The sequence below is a fragment of the Pleionea sp. WD8-19 genome (assembly GCF_055326765.1).
On record NZ_JBUZOU010000006.1, the window covers coordinates 41801 to 60477 of the forward strand.

The following is an 18677-nucleotide window of genomic DNA, read 5'->3' on the forward strand; positions in this document are numbered from 1 at the left end:
CATTCCATGGCGTATGAAACTGGACCAGTAAATTCACCAGTAGACTTTCTGGATAAGCTAAGGCTGTTTGCTGTGGCTAATGGAATGACCCAAAACCATTGGGCTAATGATGGTACTGGCGAGTGGCTCAATCTGAGCGACAGTTTTGGAAATTTTTTTAATTTTCGTAGTGGAAATTCAATTGTGCATATGAACTTGGCGACTGGTTACAACTCTGCGAGTTCGTTTACATCACAGCCAGAGTATGTTGGAAACAACACAGCCTTGGCACTGCTAAACAATGGTGTTTACAACGCCTACCATTTTTTCTTTGATTCAAACTGTTTTGTTGTTGTGGTCGAAGTTACTGCAGGCCATTTTCATATGATGTCTTTTGGTCAAGTAGACAAGATAGGCAGTTGGACCGGTGGTGGATTCATGGAAGGATTTATTCGCTATTCTGGTCGACTAGATTACCACCCATTTGACTCATTTCACATGACAATGTTTTCCGACAATAGCATACACTCTGGTTTTCGTGGGCATGTACGGCTGGGTTTAAACGGAACCGACACGATTACTTACTCAAATGCGACACATGATGGTTTGAGGGCTTCCTGGACAACTTACTACACTAATTACGACGTGATAGTAAACCCTCCTAGCGCAAGCACAGGTGTGGCTACCATGGCACCTATTTACTTATTGGGGCAGGATAACACTGGCTATTCAATGTTTTTAGGACGTGTTCCCAATGTGCGTGTGATGAACATGCGGGATTTTCAACCGGGAGATGTCACGTTGACTGACTGGATGATTTTCCCTATTGGAAAAAAATCCGATCCTGGTGATTATACGAATTACAATGCAGGCCATTATGCATACGCGATCAAGAGAACAATTTAGAGATGGCCGCGCTGTATGATGTCAATTTAGCGGTATCACAGTTAGGTAAACGCTCTACAAACTTTAATAGTTTGTCTCGCAGTGTTGTGTTTGGCGAATTCTTTTTAGCTACTGAAGGAGCATTGTCAAATTTATCTGTTTTAAATTTACCGCAATCTCAAGCTTCGCTAAATGTAAATTCTTCTCGCGGCGATTATTTTCTAGATATCTTCTATAACCGGATATCGGTGTATCCCGTTCAGATTGAATTAGGAAGTGTGAGTGTTGAAGAAACTCGAATTATTAATGTCTGGAACGCTTACTTTGAACCTGTATCCATAAACAATATTACTCGCGAAAACCTAGATGGTGTTTCTGATGACTCTAATACTCCCTTATCATTGCCAGCACTCTCGGATTATGAGTTTACGGTTATAGTTTCACCTGATGGGCCGCCTAGAATTGACGGGACATATTTTTTTGATACGAACAAAGAAAACTTAACACTTCTCGTTCGAGGGGACAGGGCGCTGTTTTTCCCATTCGAGCCTGATTGGTCAGATCGAGTGGTTGAGAGCCTTCAATACCGAAGTTCGATTTTTCGAAGTGATAGCGGTAAAGAAAAGAGAAATGCGCAGAGGATCATTCCCAGGCGTTCGATTGAATTGAGTTATTTGCTGGAAAATAAGGAAGCAAACCTGTTTGACCGTTATTTGTTTTCTTGGTCTGAAAAGAACTTTTCTTTGCCCATATGGTTTGATGTGCCTCTTTTACCGAATGAATTACCTGTTGGAAGTTCTGTGCTCCCGATTGATCCAACACCTTATAGTTTTTCGGTCGATCAATACTTATGTATCTGGCTAGATTACGACAATTATGAGTTGACGATCATAGAATCGATGGACACGCAGATCCAACTGAAGAAGGGAACATCAAAAGCGTGGCCTGTTGGAACCCGGTTAATACCGGTGGCGAGCGCACGAATACTTAATAACCCCGGTTTATCTCGAGTGACCGACTCCGCATTAAAAGCGCGGTTAAAGTTTGATTTTCTGCCTGGCCAACCGACGAATATACCAACTTTTATTTCTGAAGATGCTTATAAAGGTGTGGAAGTGATCACTGTGCAACCTAATTGGGTGGAGGATATTGCACACTCAATTGAAATTGAGCGAAAAGTTGTTGATTTTGGTTATGGAATAATGGATGTGGTTTCTCATGCTGATTCTGCAAATACTATTCGACGTTATACCTGGTTATTGAACGGCGCAGATGATATTCATCGGTGGCGGGGATTGATTGGATATTTAGAGGGTCGCGTGAATGCTGTTTGGATCCCCAGTTGGCACAATGACTATCAATTGAGTGAAGCGATTGTTGGTACTGAACCTTTTATTCGTATCAAACACGCTCAGCATCAACGTCTTTTTGCACAAAATGGTGCGCGTAAACACTTGATGCTGTTGCACCGTGACGGGACACGATTTTACCGGGAAATAATGGGGTATGGTCAGTCGGCAGATGAGTCCATAGAGGTTATTAATGTTGATAGTCCTTTAGGGATTAATGCAGCTCCGAGCGATTTTCTGTTCGTCTGTAATCTTTGGTATTGCCGGTCGGCCTCAGATGAAGTGTATTTGAGCTATGTAACGGACACGCTCTGCAAACCATCGATTTCTTTTATGAGTATCGAACCCGAGGTGTAACAGGGATGAGCAAAGTCGTTGTTCTGTACAAAATCACTATCGGAGAACAAAAGTGGCGTTTTAATTCATCTTCCGTTGTAGTCACTCACAATTATGAAGAGTATCTACCGCTTCCTATTACACACAGTGTGCGCACCATATCGGCGAGTGACGACCACCTTAAGCTCACAATTACTTTCAGCAACAGACATCCGTTTGCCAAGCTCAACTTTGCCAAAGGGGACGTGTATTTTCAGTTATTTCGCGGTGATTTTGATACAGGGAATTATGTTCAGTTTTTTCATGGTTATTCCATTTCAAAAAACGTTGATGGTTTGGCTGAAACTTGTGAAGTAATTGTCGAACATATGGTCAATATCTTGTCTCGAAACGCTTTACCAGCAGTACCTTCACCAACTTGTCAGAAACAGGTGTATGAGCCAGGCTGTGGTTTGGACTTTTTCCAGCACGCAGAAACGCTCAACGTGATAGGCGTTGATGGGGAGACTATTAGCTTTACCTCGCCAACGACTTACGCGGGGAATTATTTCTCTGGTGGCTTGGCATATTTCAACGGCGAGTATCGAACCATCGTCTCAAATACTTCGAATGAATTGATTTTGAACCGTTCTATAGCTTCCTTACAAGCCAGTGAGCAGCTTCGCTGCGCACGTGGTTGCGATCGTCTCTACAGTACCTGTGTCAGTTCGTTCGATAATCTTCAAAACTTTTTAGGTGCGCCTTTTATCCCGGTAAAAAACATATTTACAGAAGGAATGAAATAGTAATGTCATGGGGACTGTTTTGGAAAATATTGATCGCGCTCGTCATTACTGATCTAACTACTAGAATTCCAAATACAGCCAGTAAGCCGATTGATCTCGATGACTTTAAACTACCGAGTAACGACCCCAGCAATCCCTTTCCTTTGGTGGCGGGTGATGTACTTCTTGAAGCTCCACTCATTGCTTCCATGCCGTATTTCGGTAAAAACCCACTATACAGCAAAATCAAAAAACTGTTTTCATCAAAGAAAGTGTTGGTTGGTTGGGAGTATCTGGTAAGCCTTGAGTTTATCCTGTGTGTCGGTCCGATTGATAGTCTTCTGGAAATTTATGTGGGTGATAAAGTTGCGTGGAGTGGAGACGTTGCTAACGGAGCGGTGACTATTGATAATCAATCGCTGTTTGGTGGCTCGAAAGCCGGCGGTGGTGTTTACGCAATTTGTGAATTGTTTAATGGCGCACCTGGACAAGCAACTAGCAGTTATCTGGAGGCGCGAAACGGTATTGACTTTGTGCGAGAGGGGATCGCTCGTTTTGTGTTTCAGGGGCCAACTGCAGGCATCGAAGGCGCTCGAAGTGGCCTATTAGGTGAGTCAGGACAAGCGGATGGCTTTAAGTTTCGAGTACGTCGTTTATTTACCGAGCTGTCATCGGGTTACTCGAATGTGAATGGCTCTGCGAATCCTGCAGAGTTTTTGTACGCCATTATGACAGGTAATCATTATCGTTTTTTGGGCGTGGATGCTCCAAAAGTTCCCAGCTCTATGTTTGATTTAACCCAATGGCGTACTGCGGCTCAAACGCTCTTTGATGAAGATGTTGGTATCGATGTGCGTTGGTATAATGGCACTACTGGTGAATTGATTCAGGAAGTGGAACGACACATCGATGGTAAGGTGATTGAAAATCAGTATACCGGACTATTAGAATTGCAATTAGCTCGAAAGGATTACGATAAAACCTCATTACCTGTATTTGATCGGAATAACAGTAAGTTTGTTAGCTTGTCCATTTCTTCGGTTCGAGGCACTGTTAACCGGATCAATTACACCTATCGTGATAAATCCCGTCAGTTTAAAAAGGTCAGTGGGAGTGTTTACGATCCGGGAAACCGAAAAACACAGCAACAAGAAGTGACTCAGACGGTTGATTTTCCATTCTTCAATGATGGAGCAAGAGCCGCTGCGGCCGCCACTCGTGAATTACTGCAGCTTAGCACGCCATTACACAATGGAAAAATTGAGGTGGCGCGAGACGGACTCTCCTTAAAGTGGGGGGATGTGTTCGTACTGAATTTCCCGGAGCGCTCGGAAGAGTTGAATCGTGCAGTAATGCGAGTTACTTCTATCGAGTACGGTGATTTTACAGGCAATGTCATTATAGGCTTTATTTCAGATGTGTTTGATAAAGCTAAACCTATGTTGGCTATTCCATCAGAAGGGTATACCGAAGTCATCACTGAAGCTGTGAATCTCATTCCTGCTGAAACAAGAACTTTTGAATTGCCATTTCCATTGATGGAGGATGTAAAACACAAAGTAGCGATTTTGGCTGAAGAACCTAATATGCATCATGCTAACTATTACAAGCTACATACCAATGTAAATAACGCAGGGTACCAACTTATAGATCCGAACGCCTATTACTCATCAGTTATTCAACTAAAAACGGTCATTCCCGAGTTAACCACAAGTGGGAATATTGGAACTGTAATTGCGGAGTTATCTGCAGGAGTCACGGCTGTACCCAGCTCATCTGATTTAGTTACGGTTTTAAATGAATTCAACAACTTGTTTTTAATCAACAATGAAATATTTGGTTTTACGGATTACAGTTTGAATGCGCAGGACGGGCAGATTCTTTTTCACAATGTTACTCGTGCACTTGCTGATACGGTGCCTCAAGCCCATGCCATTGATGATTATCTATTTAGTTTATGGGAAGACCACATTAATGTACTAGATGGCTCATTCGCTCTGAATGATGAGATCCGGTGGCGCGCTCAAACAATTCATGGTTCAGACGAGTTAGACTTCAATGCCGCCACCGAGTTTGTATATACCGTCAATGGTCGTTATGACAAACCTTTACCTCCTTGCAATGTTAAGGTCAACGGCGATTCTACAATTACCAGTATTGGACTTCAGGATGAGTTAACCATTTCCTGGTCATATCGATCAAAAGCACAACCTGTGCTCTCAGAGTATCATGACGATAGTTTGTCTTTGGACGGGGGAGTGACGTATACATTGCGTTTATATGATGAAAATAATATCTTGCGGCGGACGGTTACCGGTTTAACTGGAAAGTCATTTACCTGGTCTACAGCAGAAGAGCAATCTGATAGTGGATTAGTCGATCGGCTGAACAACAGTGTGCGGTTTGAACTTTATGCTGAAGGTGGGGGCTTGCAGAGTGAGTACCAATTTTACCGCCTTGTCACACGGAATTAATAGGCTCTGTTTTGTATATAGTAGCTCATATTTGATCAGACAAAATAGAGTCGAGAGTACGAACTGGTCGTACAGTGCACTGTTCGGCTATCTATCGGCCAATTACAGTCTCCCAAAAGCAGACATTCAATCAAAAGAAGAGTAAACCAGTCGGCTTACTTTTTATTTAATCTGACTTTTTAACTAACTATATCTATTATTAAAAATATCCAGCATTACATCATACTCCTTTGAGTTTTCAAATTTCCCCCTATCAATTAATCTCAGAGTACCATCAGCGGAAACAAACACTTCTAAAGCCTTGGGTGTCTTTTTTAAGCTGCTCTTTATATAAACAACATAACGACCAAGGTAAATCTGGAAGTACTTTACATCGTACCACTCTGTCGCATGAGGATCTAACATGGTAGCCCCGGGATTAGCAGCATCAAACTTTGCTAATACAAAGGAAAAATGATGCTTCTTATCAATTGGTTCGCTAGACCAAACTAATTCTCTAGCCCAATTTTCGAGGCAACGCAAACTAACTCCCTTATAAAATTCATGAGAAGAAACAGATGCTCGCCACAGCACAGAGAGAAAAAAACGTTTTAATCTATCGTAATCCACTTTTTCAAGCGAATATCCGACCCGCGTACCATTATGTACGATTGGAGTTAACTCCGCTTCTCTTAAGATCAGCTGTTCATATGCATATTGGTCAATATCTTTGAGTGAGTCTTCACAATCAGGACAAAGAATATAGTCGTAAATTCCTATACGCGATTTTTTGGGGTGATAACTTTTTATGTTTGAAATTAGTTTTTGTGGAGGTTTGTCTTTTTCGATTAAGAAAAAAGAACGAGGAATAATGTGTGATTTCACGAGATTTTTATCCTTACCACACTTTTTACATAACATTTCTGCTGTTTCCCCTCTCATATTATCTACGTTAGCCAAACGTACTTATTTTTGGACTTTTACCTGCTAATCATGAGTGGAATTCGTTTGATTGACAACCCAGTCAATTAAAAACTCACCCTCAGCGGTTAGCGATAGCTTTTCATACGAGTTTTTGCCGTGAGCTCCCGCAATCACAAGCTTAGGCTGTTGTGTACAGAGGCTTCTGTAAGCATGCTCTAGAACAAACCAATGATAATCAAATTCTACTTTTTTGCTTGAATCTAGAGTTTCTACAGTCCCATATTCATTGTTCTTTATCAATCTAGCTTGAATTGGCGCTCGAGCGCCTATTTTGTCGAGCGCAGCAAGTATTTCAATCGCAGGGTTATCTAGTCGTTCTAATAGTTCTTCAGCAAAACGCGCAGATTCCCATTTAGGATCGTTAGCTTTTAGTGTTGCGCAATTAAGTAGTAAATCCCGAAAAAGTACTCTTTTTTTCTCATAAGTAGTGGTAGCGATTTTTGGACCGGTATTTTCTAAAAATAAAGCAAAGTCTTCATTTTTTATATTACTAGCAGGTATTTCATTCTTTTCCATTAATTCGCCAAGTTCTTTAAGTGTTTGCTCAAGTCTCGCCCACCTAATATTGTTTAAGTTCCCGAAGAAGATTTCATCCAAAGATGAACCAATATACGGAATTAGTTTTACACCTGCTCTTTTCCAGTTACGGCTGGTACTAGCTAATAAATCAGTAGCTTTCTCTAGATCTTTGCTTTGTTGTTCCTTCATCTCTTGTAACTCTAGTTCATTTTCGAACTAAGCGAGCGGTTCGCTCGATAAACGGTCAATGTCCGCTTTAAGATATTAGCCGAAGCTAGACTGTCTGATTAAATTAAATTCTCTCAATCAAAAATGTAAGAATGTGTTCAGACTAATCCATTTGTATTATAGTCTTCAAACGGCCATAAGCGGACATTATCTATCATTGATAAGTATTTCCTTTTGTCCGCTATTCATTTCAAAAATATGATCTACTTTCTAACCGCTTGCATGAGTGGCTTTGCCCAGAGCGACGAAGGAGCAGTGGTGAAAGTCCCTCTCTATGAATTTGTTCGTGCCTTTTTTGAATAATTAGTATTTATATTTCCTAATGAATCCTACTTTGCCTTCATTGGAAACCAGTTTACACAGCTTTAACTCGGACTATTTCCACTGGGATATTTTCTTCAGCCATCCATGAAAGCCAGTTTAGCTGAGACTCCCTGACTTGCTCACGAACCTTCTTAATCTCAACCATTCTAAGCTCTTCATCATTCCAGATGATAAAGTCTGATACACCAGAACGATTTTCATTCGGATTTTGGGCAATCCTATAGACAATTTTGGCATATGTTTCAGGGTCAATTCTGTGTACAAACTCTTGCACAATATTGGACTTTGTGTATGCCAACATGTCTTGATCACCGTTATAAATAAGCCTTGTCCATGCACCATCTGATCTCTTGACTTGCTGGATTATAAAGTCTGGAAGACTGGTCGACTTAATCTTCATATAACGACTGTCAATGGCATGCTGTCTGTTAAGGTAGAAGTCTTCGCCTCTGAATAGGTCATGTGGAATATCCTGCCCCTGTGAGGGTGTTCCCATTCCTTCAAAAATCTCATCCCAGAAGCTCAGGCAAAACATAGCTTGCCAGAATGATACTTCTGCCCTCATTACACGCCAACCTTGACGCTCGGCATAGTCTTTAAAAGCTGCTTCGGTTGAACATGGTTCACCCTTTGAATTAATAAATCCTAGCTTGCCTTTTTGCCCTGATTTAGGAATTTCAATTTGACGGGTGATAGTTTTGTGATCAAAGGTAGGTTTTTCTTCCTTAAGGGGCACGAATTTACTTTCAACATAACCTATACGATGACCGATGCTTTGCAACCATTGAAGTTGCCCAGTATTTCCATCCACTTTGTAAATGCTGTTCAACACATCATATGAGATTAGCCTTGGCACCATGTAGTTTTTGAGCTTCTTAACTCGTTCGAAGCTAATTGCTTCAAGCTTCTTCTCTTTCAAGCTAGGATTGCCATAGAAAGCCATCTGCTGTTCAGTTGTGAACAGCTTGTGCTCATGAAAAGATTTTAAAAAGTTTTCATACAGCTCAATGTCTTTCAAGCACCAGTTAACAAGCTCATCCTTATATGAAGGGTTGAATTTATAGCGTCGGTCCAAATACTTGATGATACTCAAAATGATAAAGTGCTTATCGGTAGCTGATTGTGCTGTATCGTAGATTTTGAGTTGGGATTCAAAATTTTCGCGGGCAATGTTCAGTGAATTCCACAGCTCAAACATTCGTTCAATATTAGCTGATAATTTGTCAGCGTTAGGTGAGTTAGGAAATGTCTTTTTAAACGCCGTCATCAATATCAATAATCCATTGAAATATTCCTCAGCCTTCCAGTTGGATTGAAGTTTTTGCAAGCCTGCAAAATTTTTCCATTCATGCTCTGGGTTTTGCAACTGCAATTGCGCGTGCTGGTATGACAACTGAATGGCTGTCGCCTTTGATTTAAGATTAGCTCTTTGCTTGTAAAAGCGGTTGATTTCTTTTCTGAGTGTCGCTTCCTGTTTGGTTAAGTCATTCGGCAAATTGAGAGACTTCGCCGATGCTTCGATCTCACTCAACGACTGGCCATGATTTTCATGGAATAACGCTAAGGTCGAGGCTGTATCTGCTAATGCCGTTTCAATGTCCGGTGCAGATTTGAATGACGCCTTAAGAGACTTTAATGAACTCGCCTTTTGCCTTTTAGCCTCTTCCCAGTCACTGTTATCAACATGCATGGAAACTGTCAGTGTAGGCTCAGATTTTCTCTTTTTGTTATAGCGGTAAACTACCCATAGGATGATACCGCCAATGAACACATACCACATCAGCAAACCTCTTTCTCGATGAACAAATGCATAGTAGTTGTTAAATAGTCACCCATTACTTTATTGTGAGGTCGATATCCATTAAGCGCTTAAGGTTTTCGGCCATAACAATTAGCTTCTACTAAAGCATCAGACTCACAAGCCTACATCCCTTAAGCTAAAATTACTAGAACGATGTATTGGTTGCCATCTCGTATGTTTAAAGTTCGCTTATGTCATCTAAAATCTTGGTTTAATTGTTTTCATGGCATGTCCGCTTTAAGATATTAGCCGATGTGTAGTGGTGTCTGATTTTATTAAAATCTCCAAATACAAAGTGTAAGATTATGTTAAGGTTAATCCAGTCAATGACTTATATTTTGTTTGGCAGTTTTAGCGGACTAGAGAACACAGGCTCTATCAGACCATAATGAACACTGTAATCCAAAAGGATAATTCAAAGCTTAAACTATTAAAAGTTTATTTCGATTCCGTATGCCTCTCTGTAGTAGTAATTGTCCTTCTTAAAGCCATATCACATTGGGCTATGCAAGAGGTACTTAGCCACTTGAGATTTACTGCGGGTACGCGGACGCGCAGTGTTTCCCTATTTTTTAAAATTTTATAAAGGGTGGTGGTTGGTGTATTTTTATTCCGTGTCTTGATAGCCAACTATTTGTGCTAGAGTGCTCGGACTCATATAACTGGAAAACAATGTAGTTGCTTTTAATGACCTGAAGATTTTCAATTAAGAGCTTGAACTAATCGTACTACTCACGGTTCTTCTATCGGCCAAAAGCGGACATTAACTAGTAATCAAAACATTCTGACCCTAATGATTTTTGCCTATGGTGTCGCATGGGTTGATGATTGGAATAGCGGGTTTCAGGCAAGTCTAAATGAACCCGTCAATTCAATCCCGACGGGCTTCACCTGGTGGACTCATACTGCATAACGGTTATTATCGAATCGGTATGGCGGAAGTTAACATTTCTGGCTTAAACACATCGCGTTTTAAAGTAGTCCCAACAAACCATTTGCATACGATATCATTTTCGTCAGCGCCTTCCTTTTGAAATTTAGTTTTTAAGTCCACAGGAAGATCCTTTACTGTATTAAAAATGGTCATTTTTGTACCACCAGATTGCAACTGAACTAAATCACCTCTTCGCATAGTTTACCCCTTTCTTTTATTTTTGTGACTTTAGATGAACTGCGTTGTTTTTCTGTGTTATTTATACTTAATTAGAGATGAAAAAGCTGTGCAAATCTCGTGAAATGATGTGAAACAAGAGGTTTAACAATAAAAACAAAGAGTTAACTGTATTTTTGTTGGTTAAGAAACAATCACCGGTTTTCCTTTGTCACACACCACAAACACGCCAGTTCCGACGTGTGCGCCTAGCAGATAACGGTTTGGGTCAACGATTTGCCAGTCTTTGCTGAAAAAACCATCCGTCTCAGTGTAATCGTGCGGATAGATTTTGACCTTCATAACATTAGGGAGCAGTGGTGCTTTGTTGATATCGACGAAACCCAGAAAGCGTTCATGTTGATAGTTTCCGTCTTTTCGAAGAACTCCTACCTTCTTATTGTTAGAAGTTTCAACGGTAACAAGTCCAAAATTCCATCGTCGTCGTAGTTTCATATATTACAATATACTACTTGTGCAAGTAGTTATCAAGGGGCAAAGATAAACTGTGGCCAATGGATTTAAAAGACAATTTCGTGGAGATTGTACGTAAATTTTGGGTAGTAATTTGAGATATTGCTTACAGCGGGTTGCGATAATTTCAACTATGGAGAAAAAGTGACGTCCGTATAATGGCCGACGATTAAAAAAACTCGAATGGAGTAGTTTATGCGGTTTACGGATACAAAACCTGAAAACTTTATGCGTAGTTCACGATACGTACTACATAATGAACAGTGGTATTTCAAAACACGTGAAGGGGACTTACTGGGACCTTATCAAGAAATCTTCGAAGCAGAGCAGGGGCTTGAGGTCTATATTGCGTTAGTGAATTTGGATGGAGAAAGGCAACAAGCCGGGTGAGCAAGTTGTTATTAGTAAAAATCAGTTGGAATACAATTGAAGAAGACCGACATTGTCGGTCTGATGTTAAAAGTCTATTGGGCTGGTTATTTGCCGAGCGTTTTTTTTCACTACGTGTGTATAAACCATAGTGGTATTTAGATCTTTATGACCCAGTAACTCTTGAATGGTACGAATGTCTGTTCCACTTTCCAATAGATGAGTCGCAAAACTGTGTCGTAACGTGTGACTGCTAGCATGTTTAAAAATACGAGCTTTTTGCAGTGCGAGCTTTATTTTCTTTTGTAGAGTTGACGGCGATGTGTGCCAACGACATGCTGAATGTGTTACTGGATCTTTACGTGTAGTTGAAGAAGGAAAAAGGTATTGCCACGCAAAACTTACCGGAGCATTAGGATATTTTTTTGCTAACTGGTGTGGCATGGGTGCGCGCACTCCACCGTTTGCCAGATCTTGTTCAAACAGATATCGGCGTTTTTTCAAATACTCTTTGAATGGTGACTTCAGCTTGTTTGGAAACACAGTAACGCGCGAAGTATAGCCTTTGGTGTCGTGAACGGTCAGAGTTCCGTATTCCAAGTCAATGTCTTTTACACGTATATTGCAACACTCGCGGATCCGTAGTCCAGAGCCGTACATGATCGAAGCCATCAGCCAAGCAGTTCCCGAAAGGTGGGATAATAATCGTTGTACTTCTTCACGTGAGAACACAACAGGTAATCGTTCTTTTTTCGCGCGCACGAGCCATTTTTGAAAAGTCACCAATATCAACAGCGAGAACGCGTTTGTACAAAAATACTAACGCATTCAACGCGACATTTTGGGTAGCACCAGACACATTTTCGTTAACTGCGAGATGACTTAAAAATGCGCTGATATGCGTATGGTCCATTTCTAACGGATGCGTTTTCTGGTGAAAAAGAATATAGCGCTTGATCCAGTGTTTGTATGCCGCTTCAGTGCGTGGACTATAGCGGAGTTTTCGGAAGGTAAAGTGAATTTGATCAAATAACCTCGGACCTTGAATCGCGGTCCGCACTTTTTTTTATCATGGTAGGAAAATCTCCATAAGGTATTGAAATAACAAGGAAAATATTTGAGTGGAAAACACCCACATGTATTATAACGAAACTGGGTCCGCTTTTTCCCATTTCATTATGAGAATTGGTAATCTTAACTGTATGTTTTAAGTAAGAAATATGAGAAAATTTCAATAATGAGATAAATGAATATGCGGTTCTTAGGGTCCGCATATCACTAATGTTATGTGTAATAGGAATGTCAATGACTGACACTGAATATCAAGTAGAATGTTGTGAGCATGGAAAAGCACAAGCCACCTTTGTTTGCTGCCACATATTGGAGGAGCAAAACACAGAGTGGTACTCTGCTGAACCAGATGACGATGAGCCTTTTCCTGATTCATGGTGTGGTACCTGTCATAAGCACTACGAGAAAGAAGGCGAATGGAATGAGGCAGCCGAAGTCGCAGCAGGTGCACCGGACACAATTAAAATTTTATGCGCCAACTGTTACCAAAATCGAAAGTCAAAATGTAATGTGCACTTTGTTAAGTAATACACATAACAAAGTGCATCACACACATTCGCTACGCTCTTTGGACGCTTCGCCTGCGGCTTTGCGCCCGTGTGCACAACGTTAACTGCAATCAAATATGAGAACTCCGAAAGAAATTCTAGATCTGCAAGAGCAATTTATAGAGAGAGCTAAAAAGGCCCTTGCTCAAGTACAAGATGACAAGCTGATTGCTTGGAATTCGTCACGCCTGCTTCAGAATACGCTTATGGCATGGCTCATGGCAAAGCGCCATGATCTTGATTTTCAGACAGAAGAATTACATTCATCGATCACAACATTTGAAGATAACTTCACTGTAATTAGAGAGCAGCCCGAATCAAGTTGCACGTACTATCTATTGGCATGTATGATTTGCAATCTGAAGCCAGAAGCCCATATCCTTGAATTTGCCAAGCCTCAAGCGAATGATATTGGTTTTCTGTTAAATTCATCTGTTGTTCCGTATGTCCATTTTGGTCTTGTAAGCTCGGATGAGGTTATAATTGCGTTAGAAAATAAAGAAAAAAATCTATCTGTCGAGAGCGCAGTTATATATTTAGAATTGCTCTCCCTCGATGGTAATCCCTCTAATGAGGCAATAGAGTCTTTATCTGCTCTATACCATCGCCGTAAAAAAGATAGTTTTTACTCTGAGGCGCGGATATATGGTGGTGGTCCAGACAACGATATGGTGTGTGATGTCGAGTTTTCTGCAATCTCTTCTGCTAAGGGGTTTAGCACCGTGGTAGTGCCAGCAGTTAACAAGGCGTTGCACCGGACAAGCCGGTGAACGCGGCGTTTTGATCAAAAGGAAAATTAGGTGTTAAGTCGGATATTCAAGAAAGAGAAACCTAAGCTTTGGCTTGGGGTAGTGGCTGTAGCACCTAGAATTGATTTGGGTCGCCACTTTGACGAATGGAATATTTTTGGCCACAGAGAAGATTTAGATACATCTATTCGTAAAACTCTTGAAAATATTTTTGATTTATCATTAGCTAGTGGTGTCAACAATCCAGAAAGTAATGACTATTCACTTGATATTGTTGTCCCTAAATTTCAATCTGGTGATGCATGGAATGCATCACTCGGTGATATAAATATGCTTCGTCTTACTCGACTTTGATTGAAACTTGGTAATATTAACCTGTTTATTCCTAATATACTTTATTAATATCCCCGCTCCATTAACGATGAACAAAGGCTGAATTTACAGCCCAAACTTCAAATTAAAAAAAGGGGATTTTCTAGGTGAAAGTAGTATATGGTTTGATGGTAACATTCGCGTCATCTATAATGACCGTAAATGCTGAAGATGTAATTACTGTTGTGGGAAAAAGAATTGTTAGCAGCAACAATGTTATTTATTGTGATGGCGGACCTGCTTGTCAAGATTTTTTAGACTCTCTTAATAATACGCAGTCATGGAATCAAAACCATCTCGGTGGAGGTGGAGGTCCTAGTAGCAATAATGAAGAAGATGAAGAAGATGAAGAAGATGAAGAAACGCATGAAGAATGTAACACAAGGTTAGATGGAGCATTAGAAGCTTGTCAAGACGCTGTTGTTCACGGTGGTGCATGGATGGGTGGTACTTTTTGCCTAGCTTCTGGTGTTGTAGCAGCTTTTTTCACTACTCCTCTAGGAGGCGCTGCTGTTGGTACAGCTTGTGCGGGGGGGGCAGCGGTTACTGGACACGAAGCTCTTCAAAGATGCCAGCAAGAGGCTACCACTCAACGAGCGAGTTGCCCTGCTCCATCAGGTGATTAATTTTTTACGAAAAACAATAGATATGCGGTTTCGCATATCTATTGTTGTTAAGGAGGGGGACATTGAAGAGCAGTTATGTAAGAGTGTTGTCAATTTTTGCTCTTTTGATAATAGCCATTTTAATTTTGGTTAACTTTAATAAGCAAACTGGTGTTTATTTTGATGAAAGCAAATTAACTGTTGGAGACTCTGAAGTTACTCCAAAAGTTGAAGAAGTTAAGAGCACTAATAGCTACTTCAAGTGCGATGACTATTTTGAACATTTAGAGTTGATGTCATTGTTTACTGAAAAAGCAATTTTAAAAGCCAAGGAATTTAATGTCGGATTAGCTCAACTGGAGTTGATATTACATAAACTTAATTTAAGTGCAGAGCATAGCTTATACCCACTAATTCAATCTGAGCTACCTAGGTTCTCACTAGGAAAAATTAAAGGATTAAAATTTATAGGTCTTAATGAGAGAAAAATTATTGATTCTTTTATTTATATGGATACTGCTACAAACTTTGAAGTGTTCAAGGGCAAGCCATTAGTATCCGGAATTCCACTCTTTATTTATGTGTACACTAAAAACCCTGAACAAGCGGAAAGGAACTATCAGAGGTTAATAAGCGCAAACATTAAGCCTACTTTATTCGACTTTTTTGTTGGTTTAAAAAAAGAAATTAATAAAAGAGAATTGAATACTATTTTAGAAAACCTAGTAATAGAGTCCTCTAATGAGGAGCTGGTTTTTACAGTAGCGTATACTTTGATTCATAAGCGAAATTTAGAACTGTTAGATTTGTTTTTAGATCAATTTTCTATTTCGGAGATAAATAAAATTGATAATGTGACACTTTTAGATGTATTTCAGCCAAGAGCTAGAATTGAGAACTCAAAAGATATATTAATTATTAAAAAATTAACTTCTTTAGGTATGAAGTATAGATTAAGAAGTGCACTTGAAGTGCACTCCAGAATCTTTGAGAATTCAAAAGAATCGATTGATTGGCTATCAGTGACTGCTTTTACTCAAAATATTGAAATGGAAGCTGAATCTTTATTTGATGAACTTTCTGAAGATGAGGTTTATTTAGAACTTAAAGAAGACTTAAAGAAAGACTTGTTTGGTAACTGTAATGAACTAAAAAAACACAAATTGTTAGTAAGTAAATTTGATGAGAAAGTTTTAGAGTTTAATAATACTAAGCGTAGTCAAGTTCGTAATTTTTCTCTTGGAGACTTGTATTCAGCGAATTTGAGTGGAGAATACGCTAAATTTAGAGATGAGCTATATAAAAGTCTTCTAAAAAAAGATTGGGAAAGGGTTCTTAATTTGCTTCCTTTGCTAAATGGTTCTGGTGTAGAGAGCTTGGCATTACAGTCGAGTATTGACATGTCGTTAATATCCAATGCTGATATAGATGTAATCTTAAGTTTGATCAATTTAGGTGCAGATATTCCATCAGATGCCATACATACTTTGATGAACTTAGGGTATACTGATTTAGCCGAGTCATTGATTCCTTATGGTTTAGATATTCATTATGTTGACGAAATGGGATTAACGTCACTTGAAAAATTGATCGTTAGTAGCAAACAAATGTACTCGGAACAAAGTACATTAAAGTCTTTACAGTTTCTCCTGAATAATGGGGCGGAAGTTAGTAGATATAATGGCCAGTTTGACGCATTAAATTATGCATTGATGAATCCGAGTGAAGGTAATGGATATGTTACTATAGTTAATTATTTATTGGAAAACGGAGCGGTGATTCAAGACTCTCATAGGTATCAAGTGAGAAAATTGTATGAAAATGATTTTGAGCTATATTCAGCTCTTATTAGTGAAGCTGAATCGTTAAGAGTAAATAATTGAAAATGTGGTAATGCTATGCTAATTAGATATTCTAGATTGCAAGCGGCAATCTTATACTTTTTAGGGATTGTGATTTTAATTTCCCCAATAGTTTTTTTATTAAATTATTTTGTTGCTTTCGAACTTATTTTATTGATTAAGTACAATTTATTATTTGCAGTTTTCGTATCTATATTTTTGAGCGTTGTAAAGCGATGTGACATAAATATTAACAAGGATGGAATTTCCTCAGTTGGAGGAGAGCTCGATCGAAGAGCAGGGTTTTCTTCTAGACTTCAAAGGGAAATATTTCTTACTTTTGATAGTATTGATTGGAAAAAGAGTAAGTGCTTAAATTCTTCGTGGAAAAAGAAATTAGTATATAGAATATGCTCTTTTGACAATAAATTCATAGACTTACATTTACTCTTTTTTAGTAAGGGTAATAGAAAATTAATATGTGGAAAGCTAGCGGAAATTGAACATAATTCAGTTGACGGTGGATTGTCATAGCTCATTAAAATTTTGGGCCCAAATTGAGACAAAAATATTTACGCTTGTTCCAAATAATAGATAAATGAGGAAGGCTACAGCCTACTATTTGTATGAATTGAATCGAGTATTCGCACATTTTTCTCATACGCAAAAATAGGGTCCTATAAGGTTTCAATACACTCGCTCAATCAAATTTTTAAAACGGAAGTATTGTGAACGTCCAGTAAACTTCCGCCAAGGAAGCAGCCAAAGGCATTAAAACACCTGACGATTTAAACAAGTTCACCCAGATGTTGAAAAAGATAGCCGTCGAAGCGGCGTTGAATGCAGAGATGGATGAACATCTAGGCTATGAGAAGTATCAAAACTCCACGTCCAGTAATAGTTGAAACGGTAAAACCAGCAAGCGCGTCAAGACCGAAGACGGAAAATTTGAGCTGGATACGCCACGTGACTGAGACGGCTCGTTCGAACCTAAGCTAGTTAAGAAGTATCAATCTCGCTTAACCTCTATGGACGATAAAACCTTGTGGCTCTACGCTCAAGGCATGAGTACCCGCGATATAGTCGATGCCACTAATGAGTGGTATGGCGCCGATATCTCTCCAACATTGGTATCACGCGTCACTAATGCGGTGATGGAGCAAGTGATAAAGTGGCAGTCATGCCCTTTGGACAGTATCTATTCGATAGTCTATCTCGACTGTATTATGGTGAAAATTCTTTAGGATAAGCGGGTAGTCCATATTTCTAGCGCTCGGCATCAATTGAGCCCACTGGGACCACAGAGTTTGGTGCCACTGCTGTTAGCTATTAACCTTGGCTTTCTGCCGGCGATGAGTAAACAAAATGTAATTAGAATAGAAATAATCGCTAAAACTATACCTAAGTCCATTGGTTTATCCTGAATTTATTGGATTCGAAACAGTACATTCTAGAATTTTAATAGGTTAGATACATATAGCAAAGAATGCGGTAATCTTTCCGAATATTTAAACCACTCTAAATGTAACATATTGAATTATAAGTGATAAATTTACTAAGAAATATTCGGAAAATTGAGGATAAGGTATTAATTCTTAACTCATTCGATTCTGACTTAAAATCCCTCGGTGGCAACACCGTGCCGGTTCGACTCCGGCCCCGGGCACCATTCTTTCTCTCAGTTTGATTCTTCTCCTGATATTTCTAATTTGAGATATTAAATAATCTTCGCCAATACGGGCGATCTAAATTGCAATACTCATTACGCTGATTTCGCTAGGTTGTTCTTGGTCGAGTCATTGTTTACGGGATAGCTGCACTTTTCTTATTGTGTTCTAACGTTTAAGCCAAACCGACGTATTCTTATTTCTTAGCT

At 39.6% G+C, this 18677-nt stretch carries 18 protein-coding genes and 1 pseudogene; 12 read left to right on the top strand and 7 right to left on the bottom strand.

Going from position 1 to position 18677, the window contains the following annotated elements:
- Positions 1–6: 6 nt before the first annotated feature.
- The 4 genes from ACTUJY_RS08990 to ACTUJY_RS09005 are packed head-to-tail and all read left to right on the top strand — an operon-like array spanning position 7 to position 5787.
- Positions 7–885, top strand: coding sequence for a hypothetical protein (locus tag ACTUJY_RS08990; RefSeq protein ID WP_463615747.1), 879 nt, complete (start codon positions 7–9; stop codon positions 883–885).
- Between the two features lie 2 nt (positions 886–887).
- Positions 888–2570: a hypothetical protein gene (locus ACTUJY_RS08995; protein ID WP_463615748.1), complete on the top strand. Its 1683-nt coding sequence runs from the start codon at positions 888–890 to the stop codon at positions 2568–2570.
- A gap of 5 nt (positions 2571–2575) precedes the next feature.
- Positions 2576–3334, top strand: coding sequence for a phage BR0599 family protein (locus ACTUJY_RS09000; protein WP_463615749.1), 759 nt, complete (start codon positions 2576–2578; stop codon positions 3332–3334).
- A 2-nt stretch (positions 3335–3336) separates the two neighbouring features.
- A complete protein-coding gene (locus tag ACTUJY_RS09005) occupies positions 3337–5787 on the top strand; it encodes a phage tail protein (protein ID WP_463615750.1) in 2451 nt (816 codons plus the stop codon).
- 183 nt (positions 5788–5970) lie between these two features.
- Here the strand turns inward: ACTUJY_RS09005 and ACTUJY_RS09010 are convergent, their stop codons facing one another.
- The 5 genes from ACTUJY_RS09010 to ACTUJY_RS09030 all read right to left on the bottom strand — a co-directional run bounded on the left by ACTUJY_RS09010 (position 5971) and on the right by ACTUJY_RS09030 (position 11228).
- A complete protein-coding gene (locus ACTUJY_RS09010) occupies positions 5971–6726 on the bottom strand; it encodes a hypothetical protein (RefSeq protein WP_463615751.1) in 756 nt (251 codons plus the stop codon).
- 27 nt (positions 6727–6753) lie between these two features.
- Positions 6754–7458: a hypothetical protein gene (locus tag ACTUJY_RS09015; RefSeq protein WP_463615752.1), complete on the bottom strand. Its 705-nt coding sequence runs from the start codon at positions 7456–7458 to the stop codon at positions 6754–6756.
- Between the two features lie 394 nt (positions 7459–7852).
- Positions 7853–9601 (bottom strand): VRR-NUC domain-containing protein, encoded by a 1749-nt coding sequence (locus tag ACTUJY_RS09020; RefSeq protein ID WP_463615753.1) that lies wholly within the window; start codon positions 9599–9601, stop codon positions 7853–7855.
- Between the two features lie 940 nt (positions 9602–10541).
- A complete protein-coding gene (locus ACTUJY_RS09025) occupies positions 10542–10754 on the bottom strand; it encodes a DUF2158 domain-containing protein (RefSeq protein ID WP_463615754.1) in 213 nt (70 codons plus the stop codon).
- Between the two features lie 162 nt (positions 10755–10916).
- Entirely contained in the window at positions 10917–11228 is a 312-nt protein-coding gene (locus ACTUJY_RS09030) for a hypothetical protein (protein ID WP_463615755.1), read from the bottom strand.
- A 213-nt stretch (positions 11229–11441) separates the two neighbouring features.
- Here ACTUJY_RS09030 and ACTUJY_RS09035 point away from each other — a divergent pair, with 213 nt between their 5' ends.
- Positions 11442–11636, top strand: a complete 195-nt coding sequence (locus ACTUJY_RS09035) for a DUF6316 family protein (RefSeq protein WP_463615756.1) — start codon at positions 11442–11444, stop codon at positions 11634–11636.
- Between the two features lie 66 nt (positions 11637–11702).
- Here the strand turns inward: ACTUJY_RS09035 and ACTUJY_RS09040 are convergent, their stop codons facing one another.
- Together ACTUJY_RS09040 and ACTUJY_RS09045 are read right to left on the bottom strand one after the other, a co-directional pair.
- Complete coding sequence (locus tag ACTUJY_RS09040; RefSeq protein ID WP_463615757.1) at positions 11703–12398, bottom strand: integron integrase; 696 nt, start codon at positions 12396–12398, stop codon at positions 11703–11705.
- Entirely contained in the window at positions 12334–12675 is a 342-nt protein-coding gene (locus ACTUJY_RS09045; RefSeq protein ID WP_463615758.1) for a site-specific integrase, read from the bottom strand. Before ACTUJY_RS09045 ends, ACTUJY_RS09040 begins: the two co-directional genes overlap by 65 nt.
- 245 nt (positions 12676–12920) lie before the next feature.
- Here ACTUJY_RS09045 and ACTUJY_RS09050 point away from each other — a divergent pair, with 245 nt between their 5' ends.
- The 7 genes and pseudogenes from ACTUJY_RS09050 (at position 12921) to ACTUJY_RS09080 (ending at position 18514) form a co-directional block, all read left to right on the top strand.
- Complete coding sequence (locus ACTUJY_RS09050) at positions 12921–13214, top strand: hypothetical protein (protein WP_463615759.1); 294 nt, start codon at positions 12921–12923, stop codon at positions 13212–13214.
- A gap of 97 nt (positions 13215–13311) precedes the next feature.
- Positions 13312–14004: a hypothetical protein gene (locus ACTUJY_RS09055; protein WP_463615760.1), complete on the top strand. Its 693-nt coding sequence runs from the start codon at positions 13312–13314 to the stop codon at positions 14002–14004.
- A 30-nt stretch (positions 14005–14034) separates the two neighbouring features.
- Positions 14035–14337 (top strand): hypothetical protein, encoded by a 303-nt coding sequence (locus ACTUJY_RS09060; RefSeq protein WP_463615761.1) that lies wholly within the window; start codon positions 14035–14037, stop codon positions 14335–14337.
- 125 nt (positions 14338–14462) lie between these two features.
- Positions 14463–14981 (top strand): hypothetical protein, encoded by a 519-nt coding sequence (locus ACTUJY_RS09065; protein WP_463615762.1) that lies wholly within the window; start codon positions 14463–14465, stop codon positions 14979–14981.
- A 62-nt stretch (positions 14982–15043) separates the two neighbouring features.
- Complete coding sequence (locus ACTUJY_RS09070; protein ID WP_463615763.1) at positions 15044–16843, top strand: hypothetical protein; 1800 nt, start codon at positions 15044–15046, stop codon at positions 16841–16843.
- Positions 16844–17571: 728 nt separating this feature from the next.
- Positions 17572–18039, top strand: a pseudogene (locus ACTUJY_RS09075) (transposase); the annotation flags it as partial.
- 382 nt (positions 18040–18421) lie between these two features.
- Positions 18422–18514, top strand: coding sequence for a hypothetical protein (locus tag ACTUJY_RS09080; protein WP_463615943.1), 93 nt, complete (start codon positions 18422–18424; stop codon positions 18512–18514).
- Positions 18515–18677: the final 163 nt, after the last annotated feature.

What these genes read in the sequence shown, in the direction of transcription:
- ACTUJY_RS09025 (WP_463615754.1), bottom strand. Translation starts at nt 10,754, where the DNA reads ATGCGAAGAGGTGATTTAGTTCAGTTGCAATCTGGTGGTACAAAAATG.
- ACTUJY_RS09035 (WP_463615756.1), top strand. Translation starts at nt 11,442, where the DNA reads ATGCGGTTTACGGATACAAAACCTGAAAACTTTATGCGTAGTTCACGA.
- ACTUJY_RS09005 (WP_463615750.1), top strand. Translation starts at nt 3,337, where the DNA reads ATGTCATGGGGACTGTTTTGGAAAATATTGATCGCGCTCGTCATTACT.
- ACTUJY_RS09000 (WP_463615749.1), top strand. Translation starts at nt 2,576, where the DNA reads ATGAGCAAAGTCGTTGTTCTGTACAAAATCACTATCGGAGAACAAAAG.
- ACTUJY_RS09015 (WP_463615752.1), bottom strand. Translation starts at nt 7,458, where the DNA reads ATGAAGGAACAACAAAGCAAAGATCTAGAGAAAGCTACTGATTTATTA.
- ACTUJY_RS09050 (WP_463615759.1), top strand. Translation starts at nt 12,921, where the DNA reads ATGACTGACACTGAATATCAAGTAGAATGTTGTGAGCATGGAAAAGCA.
- ACTUJY_RS09030 (WP_463615755.1), bottom strand. Translation starts at nt 11,228, where the DNA reads ATGAAACTACGACGACGATGGAATTTTGGACTTGTTACCGTTGAAACT.
- ACTUJY_RS09055 (WP_463615760.1), top strand. Translation starts at nt 13,312, where the DNA reads ATGAGAACTCCGAAAGAAATTCTAGATCTGCAAGAGCAATTTATAGAG.
- ACTUJY_RS09020 (WP_463615753.1), bottom strand. Translation starts at nt 9,601, where the DNA reads ATGTGGTATGTGTTCATTGGCGGTATCATCCTATGGGTAGTTTACCGC.
- ACTUJY_RS08990 (WP_463615747.1), top strand. Translation starts at nt 7, where the DNA reads ATGGCGTATGAAACTGGACCAGTAAATTCACCAGTAGACTTTCTGGAT.
- ACTUJY_RS08995 (WP_463615748.1), top strand. Translation starts at nt 888, where the DNA reads ATGGCCGCGCTGTATGATGTCAATTTAGCGGTATCACAGTTAGGTAAA.